Here is a 14,254-nt window from a genome sequence, read left to right as displayed (position 1 = left end):
CCAATACAACGAATAACAACAAACGATGCGCCACGCTTTCTCAGTCAGCGTGATCAAAAAATCCCACGGCTTTAACACCGCGGGATTTTTCATTGAGAGTCTTTAACTTTGGTTAGCTTTTCGCGTTAGCTAACTTTGGGCTTTTAGGCCCTCGTGCTGCGTTCACCAATAGAACACCCACCGAGAGAACAATCGCACCACACAAGATAAACAGTAGTCGACCAGATGGTTCATTTGGAATTAGAGCCATAGCTAGGATACCGAAGCCCGCTACGCTGATAAGCTTGCCAAGCATGCCGCGCTGTTTTGTATCTAGGTTCTGCTGCTCTTCGCTGTCAGCCACAAGTGGCGTATTCCAGTTCTCGAACAATTGGTCCACTTCTTTTTCACGCTCAGGCGTCAAGCCTTTGTAGAAGCGTGTTGTTAGTAAGAAGAAACCACCAGTGAAGACAACGTGCGCCGCTAAGCTCAAGCCAACTTTAAGGTCAGCCCACTCACGTGCTGTTAGAGCTTGTTCTAGTCCGAATAGGTGCTCAACATCTTGTGCTTGTAGAGAGATACCGAAGATGTAAGAAACAAAGCCACCAACAACCAGTGTTGCCCAACCAGCCCAATCCGGCGTCTTACGAATCCACATACCAAGTAGTACAGGAATCAGCATTGGGAAGCCAATTAATGCACCGACGTTCAGTACGATATCGAACAGGCTCAAGTGACGTAGTGAGTTAATGAATAGACCGATACCAATGATGATGAAGCCCATCACGATAGTCGTTGCTTTACTCACGATAACCAGTTCTTTTTGCGACGCTTGTGGACGCACAATCGGGCTGTAGAAGTTCATCACAAAGATGCCCGCGTTACGGTTAAGACCAGAGTCCATTGAAGACATGGTCGCCGCAAACATTGCTGACATCAGAAGACCCACCATACCTGCTGGCATTACGTTTTGTACGAATGCTAGGTATGCTGCATCACCACCTACTGAGCCGTATTGCTCTGCGAAATCAGGCATAAATGCCGCAACGTACCAAGGTGGTAGGAACCAGATGATAGGACCAACAATCATCAGCACACATGCAAGACCTGCAGCTTTACGTGCGTTTTCACTGTCTTTTGCACATAAGTAGCGGTAAGCGTTGATGCTGTTGTTCATGACACCGAACTGTTTAACAAAGATGAACACAACCCAAAGGATAAAGATACTGAAGTAGTTCAGGTTGTTACCCAGCATGAAGTCGCCGTGGAAGTTCGACACGATGTTGCCAATACCGCCACCATGGAAGTATGCCGCCACCGCACAAGTGATCGTCACTGCCATGATAACCAGCATCTGCATAAAGTCAGATGCAACAACCGCCCAAGAGCCGCCTGTTACCGCCATTAGCATTAGCACTAAGCCCGTAACGATGATGGTCGCTTCCATAGGAATGTTGAAGACCGCTGCCACGAAAATCGCAAGACCATTCAACCAAATACCGGCCGAGATCAAGCTGTCTGGCATACCAGCCCAAGTGAAGAACTGCTCTGAAGTCTTACCAAAACGTTGACGAATTGCTTCAATCGCCGTCACTACACGTAGTTGGCGGAACTTTGGAGCAAAATAGAGGTAGTTCATGAAGTAGCCAAATGCGTTGGCTAAGAATAGGATTACAACAACGAAACCGTCGTTGAACGCGCGTCCTGCAGCACCTGTAAACGTCCATGCTGAAAATTGCGTCATGAAGGCGGTAGCACCTACCATCCACCATAACATCTTACCGCCCCCTCGGAAGTAGTCACTGGTTGAGGTAGTGAACTTACGGAACATCCAACCAATTGCAACTAAGAAGAAGAAGTAGGCAAGAACAACAAGAGTATCAATAGTCATTTTTTCAGCCTTTCAAGTTTGATCATTTTCTAATGTCTAGACTACTCTCCTCACAACGCCATTTGTACTACAATAAGCTTTAATTGTGATCTAAAGCATAAGTTATTCAACGAAAAAAAACACGTCAAACCCCTTACTTTCCTAGACCAATGGCTTTCTAGGAGATAATTGCCACTCAGAACACCTCAATATATTGTAATACAAATTATCTAATTGAAATTTATTAGAGTATGTAATATTTTTCTTCTTCGCGCTTTGTCTGAAGATCAAAAATGCGCGGCATTTCTTTGAAGGAAACGTAATGAGATGTTTCGAAAAAATTGGATAGAAAGTAGGATTTATATGAATGCGATTTTTAACTCTCGCCTTTTTCAAACTTTCAAACACAAAAAAGCGAGCTCTGAGGCTCGCTTTTCATTCTTTTCGCTAGTTTTATCGGGGTGTTACGACACTTATGCTACGTGAGCTACTGCGTCGCGAACCAATGTACCTAGTTCATCCCACTTACCTTCATCGATAAGTTTTGTTGGAACCATCCAAGTACCGCCACATGCCAGTACTGAAGGGATAGACAAGTACTCGTCTACGTTGCCTAGGCTCACACCACCTGTTGGCATGAATTTCACTGGGTAAACCGCCGTAAGCGCTTTAAGCATACCCACACCGCCAGATGGCTCAGCAGGGAAGAACTTAAGTGTACGCAGACCCATTTCCATCGCTTGCTCAACAAGGCTTGGATTGTTTACGCCAGGTACGATAGCTACGCCTTTGTCTAGGCAGTATTGAACCGTACGAGGGTTAAAACCTGGGCTTACGATAAAGTCCACACCAGCTTCGATCGCTTGGTCAACTTGCTCGTTAGTTAGGATCGTACCTGCACCGATCAGCATTTCTGGGAACTCAGCGCGCATAGCACGAATCGCTTCTGCAGCACACTCTGTGCGGAACGTGATTTCTGCGCAAGGCATACCGTTTTCAACCAAAGTGCGACCTAGAGGAATCGCATCTTCTGCTTTGTTGATGGCAATAACAGGAATTACTTTTAGGTTTGCTAGTTGTTCGTTTAATGTCGTCATAAGAGTGTACTCGTCGTCGTTAACTTGAGTTCAATAAATCACTGCAGAGCGCCGATTACTCAACGCTCCGCAAAAGAATTACAAAGGAAGATCTGGCATCACTTCACGTGGAATGATGGCACCTTTATGTTGAATTACCGCGCCAGCCATACAGTGACCAGAGTAAGCCGATTCAGCCGCGTTACCGCCAGTCAAACGCTTCGCCAAGAAGCCTGCACTGAAAGAATCACCAGCCGCTGTTGTATCAATCACGTTGTCGACTTTGTTTGGCGCCACGTATTGCGCTTCGCCATTCGCCACAACCAAGCAATCTTTGCTACCACGTTTGATGATGATTTCATCCACGCCCAGTGCAGAGGTTCTCTCGATGCACTGTTCTAGATGCTCGTCACCGTAAAGCATTTGCTCATCTTCAAATGTGAGCAGTGCGATATCTGTGTGCTTAAGGATCTTAAGGTACCAAGACATGGCATTCTCGCGGCTTTCCCACAATTTAGGACGGTAGTTGTTATCGAAAATAACCTTACCACCTTGTGCCTTGAAGCGCTCAAGGAAGCCAAACAGTTGCGTCTTACCTTCTTCAGTAAGGATCGCTAGTGTAATACCGCTCAAGTAAACCGCATCGTACGAGTAAAGTTTGTCGACTAATAGCGGAGACTCGTTTTGTTCGAATAGGAATTTAGCGGCCGCCTCGTTACGCCAGTAGTGGAAGTAACGCTCGCCAGTTTCATCGGTTTCGATGTAGTAGATACCTGGTTGCTTTTCTTTAACGGAAAGAACCAGACTAGTATCGATGCCCTCTTCTTGCCATGCTGATAGCATTTCTTGGCTAAAAGGATCGTTACCCAGAGCCGTTACATAGCTGGTTTTAATATCGTGAGCTTTGGTCAAACGAGATAAATACAGTGCGGTATTCAACGTATCACCACCGAATGACTGCTTTAGCTGACCTTCCTTTTTCTGTAGCTCAACCATACATTCGCCAATGACCGCGATGTTTAATGATTTCATGTTGTCACCTTAGCAACTGAGGTTGCGCTATAGATTATTTTAAGAAGTCTTCACGAGCTGGGTTGAAGATGTCTAGAAGAATGCTGTCTTGCTCTAGTGCAACCGCACCGTGCATCATGTGCTTACGAGCAAAGTATGCGTCGCCTTCTTTTAGTACTTTCTTCTCGCCTTCGATTTCCGCTTCAAAGCTGCCACGTACTACGTAACCGATTTGATCATGGATTTCGTGAGTATGCGGAGCGCCAATCGCGCCTTTATCAAAACATAGGTGAACCGCCATTAGGTCATCTGTGTAAGCAACAATTTTACGTTTGATACCGCCGCCTAGCTCTTCCCACGGGTTCTCATCTAATACAAAGAAAGAATTCATCGTCATACTCCTAAAAAGTCTCTATTAAAGCGAACCCTACGGCACTTCATTCTTAACCATGCTTTTATTAAAAGGTTCTCTTAAAAAGCGTCGTATTGATAAAAGTGAAACGCGCAGCGAAAGGGTCTGCTGTCGAATTGGTAACGAGCATATCCGATCTATTTTAATTGTCATACAATATATCTAAAAATATGTGATATTCATCAAATGGTGCTCGCTAAAGCATTCCACTTAACGATTGATAACGCCGAAACATCAGTCACAACAAGGATTACCACAACAATACAAATCAATGGGTTAGCTAAATTCGCGTGATTTCACTCTCCCTTTTTGCCACAAAAACTACACCCAAACTTAATATTGTATTACTTTATAGAGAGTTTAAGAAAACAACACACTTCATCTGAGGGTGGTAAAGAAATGACTACACAACCGATTTTGTTGACTGAAGCAGAAGTCGAACTACTAAGAAAGGAAGTCGGAAAGCCGAGCTTGATGGGCAAATCCATTGAAGCGAATCGCAAGGAACTTGAAGCCTTCATGCGTCTGCCTCTAGACGTACCAGGTCACGGCGAAGCAGGTGGCTACGAGCACAACCGCCACAAACAAAACTATACCTACATGAACTTAGCGGGTCGTTTGTTCTTGATCACTCAAGAAGAAAAGTACGCGCAGTTCGTTAAAGATCTTCTCGCTATTTACGCAGAGAAGTACCTCACTTTTGATTTCCACGTACAGAAAAACACTAACCCAACAGGTCGTCTTTTCCACCAGATCCTTAATGAACACTGTTGGTTAATGTTTACTAGCCTTGCTTACTCTTGCGTGGCATCAGTGATGACGGAAGAAGAGCGCACAGCCGTTGTTGAGCGCATTTTCGAACCAATGCTAGACATGTTCACAGTAAAATACGCGCACGATTTCGACCGTATTCACAACCACGGTATCTGGGCAGTTGCGGCTGTTGGTATTTGTGGTCTAGCTATTGGTAAACCTGAATATCTAGAGATGTCGGTATACGGTCAAGACCGTGATGATTCCGGTGGCTTCCTAGCGCAAATCTCGCAACTGTTCGCCCCTTCTGGTTACTACATGGAAGGTCCGTACTACCATCGTTATGCGATTCGTCCAACTTGTGTATTTGCAGAAGTAGTACACCGTCACATGCCTGAAGTAGACATCTACAACTACAAAGACAAAGTGATTGGCAACACAGTACAAGCGATGCTGGCAACGGCTTACCCGAATGGTGAGTTCCCTGCCCTAAACGACGCATCTCGTACCATGAGCATTACCGACATGGGTGTTCAAGTTGCAGTAAGCGTTTACAGCAAGCACTACGGTATGGATGACAACATTCTAGGCATGGCGAAGATTCAAAATGCGGTTTGGATGCACCCATGCGGTCTAGAGCTTTCTCAAGCCTACGATAAAGCCATCGCAGACCGTGAAATCGGCATGCCTTTCTGGCCAAGTGTGGAGCTCAACGAAGGTCCAACTGGTAACAACGGAGCACAAGGCTTTATCCGTATGCAGGATAAAACCGGTGATGTGTCACAGCTTGTGATGAACTACGGTCAACATGGCATGGGACATGGTAACTTCGATACGCTTGGCATTACCTTCTTCAACCGTGGTCAAGAAGTGCTGCGTGAATACGGCTTCTGTCGCTGGGTAAACGTAGAGCCTAAATTCGGCGGTCGTTACCTAGACGAAAACAAATCGTACGCACGTCAAACTATCGCGCATAACGCGGTAACGATTGATGAGCAATGTCAGAATGGTTTCGATGTAGACCGCGCTGATTCAGTACACGGTTTGCCTCACTTCTTCAAAGTAGAAGGAACTGAAATCAACGGTATGAGTGCGTTTGCGAACGACCACTACCCGAATACAGACATGCAGCGCAGTGTGTTCATGCTTAACCTCGATGAGCTTGAAGCACCGCTATTGCTAGACCTTTACCGCATCGAAGGTGAAGGCGAGCATCAGTACGACTACTCTCATCAATACGATGGTCAAATCGTACGTACTAACTTCGATTACCAAAGCTTTGGTGAACTGAACACGCTTGGCGATGACTTCGGTTACCAACACCTTTGGAAAGTAGCAAGCGGCAAAGTGCAAGATACGGCGCTGGTTAGCTGGCTACAAAACAACACCTACTACACTTGGTTAGGCACAAGCAGCAGCGCGAAACAGAACGGCGATAATGAAGTGATCTTCACTCGCACTGGCGCCAATGACCCGAGCTTTAACCTACGTAGCGAACCAGCATTCATTCTGCGCAGCAAGGGCGAATCGACACTATTTGCTTCTGTGCTAGAAACACACGGCTACTTCAACGAAGAGTTTGAGCAGTCTGTGAATGCACGTGGTCAGGTGAAAGATATCCGCGTCGTGGGTTACAACGCCGTTGGCAGCATCGTAGAAATCACGACTGAAAAATCACTGGTTACTGTGATGATCAGCAATGTGCTAGGCGCTGACGACCAAACCCCACACCAAGTAGAAATGAACGGTAAAACCTACAGCTGGAATGGCTTCTACTCTCTAGAAGTAAACGCATTCGGGCAGGAGAAATAATAATGAGCTACCAAACCCAGTCTTACCAACCGCTATTAATGAACTTTGAAGAAGCGGCAGAACTAAGCAAAGCACTTGGCACGGATAGCCTATTAGGAAATGCACTAGCACGTGACATCAAACAAACTGACGCTTACATGGCTGAGGTCGGTATTGAAGTACCAGGTCACGGCGAAGGCGGCGGTTACGAGCACAACCGCCACAAGCAAAACTACATCCACATTGATCTAGCGGGTCGCCTATTCCTTATCACTGGCGAACAGAAGTACCGCGATTACATCGTGGACATGCTAACGGCTTACGCGAAGGTATACCCGACGCTAGAGAGCAACACCAGCCGTGACTCTAACCCTCCGGGTAAAATCTTCCACCAAACTCTGAACGAGAACATGTGGATGCTATACGCGTCTTGTGCGTATAGCTGCATTTACCACACGTTGGAAGAAGAGCAAAAAACACTGATTGAAAACGACCTGTTCAAACAAATGATTGAGCTATTCGTAGTCACTTACGGTCACGACTTCGACATCGTACACAACCACGGTCTGTGGGCAGTAGCAGCAGTCGGTATCTGTGGTTACGCAATTAACGATCAAGATGCGGTAGACAAAGCGCTTTACGGCTTGAAACTGGACAAAGTAAGCGGCGGCTTCCTAGCTCAGTTAGACCAACTGTTCTCGCCAGACGGCTACTACATGGAAGGTCCTTACTACCACCGTTTCTCGCTGCGTCCAATCTACCTATTTGCAGAAGCGATTGAACGTCGTCAGCCGGAGCTTGGTATTTACGAGTTCAACGATTCGGTAATCAAGACCACGTCTTACGCAGTATTTAAGACGGCATTCCCAGATGGTACTTTGCCAGCATTGAACGATTCATCGAAGACGATTTCGATCAACGATGAAGGCGTAATCATGGCAACGTCAGTATGTTTCCACCGTTACGAGCAGTCTGAAACGCTACTTGGCATGGCAGACCACCAGCAAGACGTTTGGGTTCATATCTCAGGTAAAACATTGTCTGACGCGGTTGCAGCCGCAGATAACATCAAACCATTCAACTGGGGCAGCCTATTCGTAACAGACGGCCCAGAAGGCGAAAAAGGCGGCGTAAGCATTCTTCGTCACCGTGACGGACAAGACGACGACACCATGGCGCTTATCTGGTTTGGTCAACACGGCAGCGATCACCAATACCACTCAGCGCTCGACCACGGTCACTACGATGGTCTGCACCTGAGCGTATTTAACCGCGGTCATGAAGTGCTGCACGATTACGGCTTTGGTCGCTGGGTAAACGTTGAGCCTAAATTTGGCGGTCGTTACATTCCAGAGAACAAGTCTTACTGTAAGCAAACGGTCGCGCACAACACAGTAACGGTTGACCAAAAGACACAAAACAACTTCGACACAGCGCTAGCAGAAACCAAGTTCGGTTCTAAGCACTTCTTCAAAGCTGATAACGAAAAACTGCAAGGCATGAGCGGTCGTATTTCTGGTTACTACAACGGCGTAGACATGCAACGCAGCATTATTCTTGCTGAATTGCCAGAATTCGAAAAACCACTTGTGATTGATGTTTACCGCATCGAAGCAGAGCAAGAGCACCAATACGACCTGCCAGTGCACTACTCTGGTCAAATCATCCGTACGGATTTTGAATACGACGTAGAAAGCACGCTGCGCCCAATGGGCGAAAACAACGGCTACCAACACCTATGGAATGTGGGTTCAGGCCAAGTTGAAGACAGCTCACTGGTAAGTTGGTTGCACGACAACAGCTACTACTCGCTAATCACAAGCGCAACAAACGGCGGCAAAGTGTTCTTCACTCGCACTGGCGCAAATGATCCAGACTTCAACTTGAAGAGCGAACCAGCACTGATCCTACGTCAATCTGGTCAGAACCACGTGTTTGCTTCTGTGCTAGAGACACACGGTTACTTCAACGAGTCTATCGAAGCATCGGTTGGTGCTCGTGGCCTAGTAGAGTCAGTAACCGTCGTTGGCAACAACGAAGTGGGTACCGTGATTCGTCTGCAAACCACAACAGGCAACGCTTACCACTTCGCTATCTGCAACCTAGACGAAGACAAACAGAACGCAGCACATCGCGTTGAGTTCGACGGTGTGACTTACACTTGGGAAGGCGCATTCGCACCAATTTAATCTTTAGCTAGTCACTAAAAATTAATGTAAAAATCGGGAACTAATTCAAAGCCGGACGTCATGTTCGGCTTTTTTTGATTGTTTACATGACTCTACATGAGCTTATCAATTAGCGTTTAATCATAGTAAAACCGTTAATAACTCTTAGGAAAAACAGACATAACTTAACCTTACGCCTTATCAAAGACACCACTTATAAATATAGAACTCTTCTGAGATTTAATTAACACTTTTACTATTTAACTTATGACTAAACTACTCCCCAACAACACTAAAATGATATTGTATTACAAATATTAAATGGTGTAAGAGACGTACTACTGTGTTTATAAAATCAACTAAATTGCTTCTAATAAGCTTCTCTGGGCTTGGATTAATAGGGTGTGGAGGAAATACCTCCCCTACAAGCCAAGATGATAAACCAAATATTCCACACCAAGAACATGTAGCACCATACTCAATAGCAAAATTTCAAAACATATTGAGTAATTCAGATTTACAAGTATCAGATCCCAATGGGGAGGAGGGAAACAAAAACAGTGACGTCAAAAATGGAGCATTCTCGGATTATAAGAGTGACCACTTTTACGCAGAAAAGGATTCCAATTACCTTGTCTTTAAAATGTCGAACTACAAAATGCGCTCAGAAGTTCGTGAACGAGAAAACTTTAACATTTCAGAACAAGGCGTCTTTAGAACTTTGTATGCAGATGTTCGATTACCAGAGATTAACCTTGCAATGGCTAGCTCCCCTGCAAACCACGATGAAGTCACTTTCCTGCAAATTCATAACAAAGGCACAGATACTTCTGGTATAGGTGCTATCCCACACCCTTTGTTACGAATCGTTTGGGAACAAGAACGAAACAGTATCACTGGTCATTACTGGGCGGTAGTAAAGAACAATGCCATAGATTGCAGTCTACCTTCTAGCGCATCAGATTGTTATGCAACATCATATGATCGTTATGATTTAGGAAAAGCCGATCTCAACGCATTCACGCGATTCGAAGTAAAAATCGGAGAAAACACATTAACCATTAAAGTGAACGATGAGCAAAAGGTAAATGTAGATGTATCCTACTGGCAGCACCTCCTGAGCTACTTTAAAGCCGGAGTTTACAACCAGTTTGAAAACGGTGAAGCAAAGGTACAATTTAAGCAGCTAGGACTAACCAAAACTGACCATACTGATTCAATAGCCTGGAATATTGACGATTGGAAATTAACCATTCCTGCAAGCAAAAATGATTGGTATGGTTTTGGCGGTGACAGCGCGGCTGAATTAGAGCCTGAGCGTTGTAATTCAAGTAAAGATCCTCTGTCTAACGAAGAGAGCGTTTACCAACGCGAGATTGATTTATCATACTTCAATGTTATTGACGGTAGCATGCATTTCCGTGCCGATATGGGTTACGGCACGTCAACGGCCAACTCCAGTTACATCCGTTCAGAATTGCGAGAGCTCGACATCAGTACTAACTCCCCGGATTGCAGCACCAGCGATGAAGAGACAAGTTGGTATATTGAAGATAGTCGTACCGGTGCAACTTCGCATACGCTAAACGCCACACTAAGAATCAACGAATACCCTAAAATCGACGGTCAATTACCAAAAGTCGTGGTAGGCCAGATACATGGTTGGAAAATCAGCCAAGCACTCGTGAAGCTACTTTGGGAAGGTGACAATAAGCCAGTCCGAGTTATTCTGAACGATAACTACAAACTTGATAACAACAAAGACTGTACTGATTGCAACGCATTCAGCGTTAAGCTTGGTACCTACGCGGTAAACGAAGACTGGCAATATACGATCCGTGCCGATAAGGAAGGACTGTTTTTAGCCACCTACGATGCAGATGGCAGTAATATGGTCTCGCACACACTGAAGTGGGGAGAAGCATACTCAGACACCGCTAACAACAAGTCCTATACTCTTACTGAAAGATGGGCGTCGCCTGATATTGCGTTTTACTTCAAAGCCGGAATTTACCCTCAGTTTAAACCTGATAATGCATATCGAGGAGAAATCTTTGATGTGAGCTTTAGTGCTTTGAGCACTCTTCATCAATAGTCATTTCAATCTCTTAGCAATAGGCTTGCTACTTTGCTCTAAAGCAACGAACAAAGCTCATACTGCCGCCACGGGAAATTTATTTTCTCGTGGCCTCTTCTTTTAGAACACCACAATTCAAATCGCTTCACGCATAGTGTTTCCTTCTACGATAAATATATAAATCAACCTCCACTTAGGCAGCTTAAAAACAGCTTCTATAGTTTCATGAGATATTTATCTACCCTAACGCTGAGTTATTTTAAATTTAACCAATTAAACTACTCTAATATACATTCGCACTTAAAAATAAACATTGTCAGAAGATAAAAGCAATCAATAATTATTACCTATCTATGGTGATAAATTTTTAAATTAATTTATCTATGTCAATTAAAATAATATTTGAGCTGTTTTATTCTTCTATAGAAAAAAAAGCCCTCAGCTACAAAGCTGAGGGCAAAGGACTTCAATCAACTAAAAGTGATAGAACTAGCCTTGGTACTTACCAAAAGATTGTTTTAATTTATAGAAAGTAGCTTGTGCGTAATCATCTGGATTACCGTACATATTCTGGTTATAGACACCGGCTTTAAAGTACATATATCTGCCACCTTCGTCATAGCCACTGTCACTCATATCTACGACTTGAACAACATCATCTTTACCATCACGTTTTACCGTAACTGTCATTGTGTTGCCTTTCACATCAATGATGTAGCTGAATTTTTCACCTAGCGCGATGCCATCGTCACCAATTTCACCAGTCATATCACCCACTAAGCTGTAGTAATCCTCTGTTCCAGTTTTGGTTTTTTCGTGAGCAAAGTAAACTGTACCTGTTGGTTGGTCTGGTAGCTTACGATAATAAAGACGAATTGGCTCATCATCTTTGTCATGAATCTGGCCGATAATAAAGCGGCCAACTTCATGCGACTGACCAGTTGTGGTTGCGTGGTCAATCTTCAGAGTCGCTTCAAGCGTACCGTCTACACCACCCGCTTCTTTTTGATCTTCAACTGGTGCAGAACTGAATACCCAGTTATTAGGATTTACACCTTTTGTGCTGTAAGACTTATCACCAGCACGAAGCATGGTACGTAACTCAGTTCGCGCGTATTTAGTGTTTTCAGAAGTTCGAGCGCCTTTCACATAGCTCTTGAATACCATTCCGCCATCATCAGCTGTGTAGAATATATCAGAGTGTTGGAAGCCGTTAGCCAAGTCCCACTCATCAATATCATCAGCACGACCATCTTTGTCATGGTCGAAAGGTGTCGTCAGTTTCCAACGTGTTAAGTCAAAGTTTTCACCCGGTGCATTTGTAGCGAGTGGCTCTTTCGGTAACGTAGGGTAAGGCATCGCTTTAGAAAGATCACACGTCACAGTCGTTTCACAAGGACGGACGATTGGTGCTCCAAAGTCGCCTTTACGATTCTTTTTGAGTAAATCCTTTTGTGCCTTTTGCTCCGCTTTCATTTGCGCAATCATAGCCGCTTCAGCGTTAACGACGTCATCAGTAATGATGTGACTTGCCGGACAGGCATTAATTCCGCAATTAACTGCAGCTAACTCAGTAACTGAGTTCCATTGGTTTTTGCTATTACCGTGGCCAACGTAACGAACATAGCGTGCTTTTACTGCAGGCTCAAACTGGAAGCGCTCTAAGCCAAGTGCGCGACCAGAGCTTTGCGCACCCTCAATAACCGTCACCCAGTTTTCACCATCAGTACTAAACTGAACATCAAATTTGCTGACGCGTTCGTTACCTTTGCTGAACGAGGCTTGAATTGCGTCGAACTCATAAACCGAGCCGTAATCCAACATCGCCCACTCACCATCACCATTTGCTGACCAACGTGTCATAATATCTTGGTCAAACAACTGCTCTGGAACATTACCATCATGACTACTCGCCGTTATCGTAACGGGAGTCAGAATATCAGCACCAGTTTCTTGGTTGTTTGGAAATGGATCTACCATGGTCGCCGTACTATTACAGCCCACAGCAAGTAAAATAGAAGAAGCTAACAAGCTTTTGAAGAAAATATGCTTCATGTAATCTAACACCTACAATATAAAAATGAATTAACAGCTCTTTTGCTGTAACAACAATTAGGCAATAACACTCGGGTTAAAAGCTGTATTTAAGGCCAAGGCGTGTTCTCAATTGGCGGTCATCCGTGGTTGAACCATCCTTACCTTTGACATTCCACAATTCAAAGTAAGGACGGAAATCTCCCATTTGGTAACCAACAATTAAACCAGCATCCCACTCAGAATCTTTCCAATCAGATAAACGCACTTCGTCATAGTTTTTGTTGTAGTTGATCTCATAGCTCAGCTTGACGTTATCAAGGTACTCGTTATCAAACTGACGCATATCGTAAGAGCCTGTCAGTGTCCACTTACCTTGTTCAACTGTTTTCCCAGCAACGCTTACCGAAGTACCATCCGTTAGTGTTTTGTTACCTGCACCATCTGAATAAACTTGAAATTCGTGTCGGTAACGTAAAGCGGTACTTAAGCCAAAAGAGGATTTGTAACCAACACGAACTTGTGGTTTATAAGTGGTTTTTTCGTCATCATCGCCAAAAGTAATAGGCATCCCTGGTTGGATAAACCATTGTTTATTTATTTGGTAGCGAACTCCCCAATCAAACTCAGAATCACCAGCAACGAGTTGATCCCAAAAATGCGAGTTGTCGTAACTATGGAATTTTTGTTCAACACCAAAGTTCAGTTTGGTCTGATCGTTAATTTTAGAACTACCACTAATTTTGATACGTTGGGCATAAGTTTCACTCTCATGCTTATATTCTGCGCGATAGTCTAAAGTTGCTGCGGAAACCGCTCCCGCCATTAATGTGGAAGCAACGAATAGGGACATTGTTGTAACTGCTTTCATGATTATATCTCTCTGTATATATTTTTTGGGATACCACTTAAATCCCTGGATTTGATTCAACACTATTGAATTAATGTATGACAAATACTAGTTAATTCATCATGAGAGTTCTGTGATATTAATCATGTAAGTGCCCCTCAACTGACAATTTGTATTATTATATATTCAAAAGTGTTAGCTATGTCTGATTCTAAAACGACCTTTGTAGACAT

General features: G+C 44.3%; 9 protein-coding genes. 3 read left to right on the top strand and 6 right to left on the bottom strand.

Features of this window, described 5'->3' with window-relative positions; translation table 11 throughout:
- Positions 1-112: 112 nt before the first annotated feature.
- The 4 genes from J4N43_RS18970 to J4N43_RS18955 form a co-directional block, all read right to left on the bottom strand.
- Positions 113-1,870 carry a sodium:solute symporter family protein gene (locus J4N43_RS18970; protein ID WP_053349961.1) on the bottom strand — a complete coding sequence of 586 codons (1,758 nt, stop codon included), beginning with the start codon at positions 1,868-1,870 and terminating at the stop codon, positions 113-115.
- A 452-nt stretch (positions 1,871-2,322) separates the two neighbouring features.
- Positions 2,323-2,946, bottom strand: coding sequence for a bifunctional 4-hydroxy-2-oxoglutarate aldolase/2-dehydro-3-deoxy-phosphogluconate aldolase (locus J4N43_RS18965; RefSeq protein WP_005388506.1), 624 nt, complete (start codon positions 2,944-2,946; stop codon positions 2,323-2,325).
- 78 nt (positions 2,947-3,024) lie between these two features.
- Positions 3,025-3,957 carry a 2-dehydro-3-deoxygluconokinase gene (gene kdgK / locus J4N43_RS18960; protein WP_005437155.1) on the bottom strand — a complete coding sequence of 311 codons (933 nt, stop codon included), beginning with the start codon at positions 3,955-3,957 and terminating at the stop codon, positions 3,025-3,027.
- Positions 3,958-3,991: 34 nt separating this feature from the next.
- Positions 3,992-4,327, bottom strand: a complete 336-nt coding sequence (locus tag J4N43_RS18955) for a cupin domain-containing protein (RefSeq protein ID WP_005450851.1) — start codon at positions 4,325-4,327, stop codon at positions 3,992-3,994.
- A gap of 420 nt (positions 4,328-4,747) precedes the next feature.
- Between J4N43_RS18955 and J4N43_RS18950 the strand changes: the two genes are divergently transcribed.
- The 3 genes from J4N43_RS18950 (at position 4,748) to J4N43_RS18940 (ending at position 11,155) form a co-directional block, all read left to right on the top strand.
- Positions 4,748-6,913 (top strand): heparinase II/III domain-containing protein, encoded by a 2,166-nt coding sequence (locus J4N43_RS18950; protein WP_158159369.1) that lies wholly within the window; start codon positions 4,748-4,750, stop codon positions 6,911-6,913.
- Positions 6,914-6,915: 2 nt separating this feature from the next.
- On the top strand, positions 6,916-9,081 hold the full coding sequence (locus J4N43_RS18945) for a heparinase II/III domain-containing protein (RefSeq protein WP_158159370.1): 2,166 nt from the start codon (positions 6,916-6,918) through the stop codon (positions 9,079-9,081).
- A 322-nt stretch (positions 9,082-9,403) separates the two neighbouring features.
- Entirely contained in the window at positions 9,404-11,155 is a 1,752-nt protein-coding gene (locus tag J4N43_RS18940; RefSeq protein WP_158159371.1) for a polysaccharide lyase family 7 protein, read from the top strand.
- A 471-nt stretch (positions 11,156-11,626) separates the two neighbouring features.
- Here the strand turns inward: J4N43_RS18940 and J4N43_RS18935 are convergent, their stop codons facing one another.
- Both J4N43_RS18935 and J4N43_RS18930 read right to left on the bottom strand, forming a co-directional pair.
- Complete coding sequence (locus J4N43_RS18935; protein WP_017821221.1) at positions 11,627-13,192, bottom strand: polysaccharide lyase family 7 protein; 1,566 nt, start codon at positions 13,190-13,192, stop codon at positions 11,627-11,629.
- 76 nt (positions 13,193-13,268) lie between these two features.
- Complete coding sequence (locus J4N43_RS18930) at positions 13,269-14,042, bottom strand: oligogalacturonate-specific porin KdgM family protein (protein ID WP_017634227.1); 774 nt, start codon at positions 14,040-14,042, stop codon at positions 13,269-13,271.
- Positions 14,043-14,254 lie beyond the last annotated feature (212 nt).

The organism is Vibrio sp. SCSIO 43009 (assembly GCF_023716525.1).
GTDB classification, from domain to species: domain Bacteria; phylum Pseudomonadota; class Gammaproteobacteria; order Enterobacterales; family Vibrionaceae; genus Vibrio; species Vibrio alginolyticus.
The sequence above is the reverse complement of the archived record's forward strand: the minus strand, read 5'-3'. Positions and strand labels throughout refer to the sequence as shown.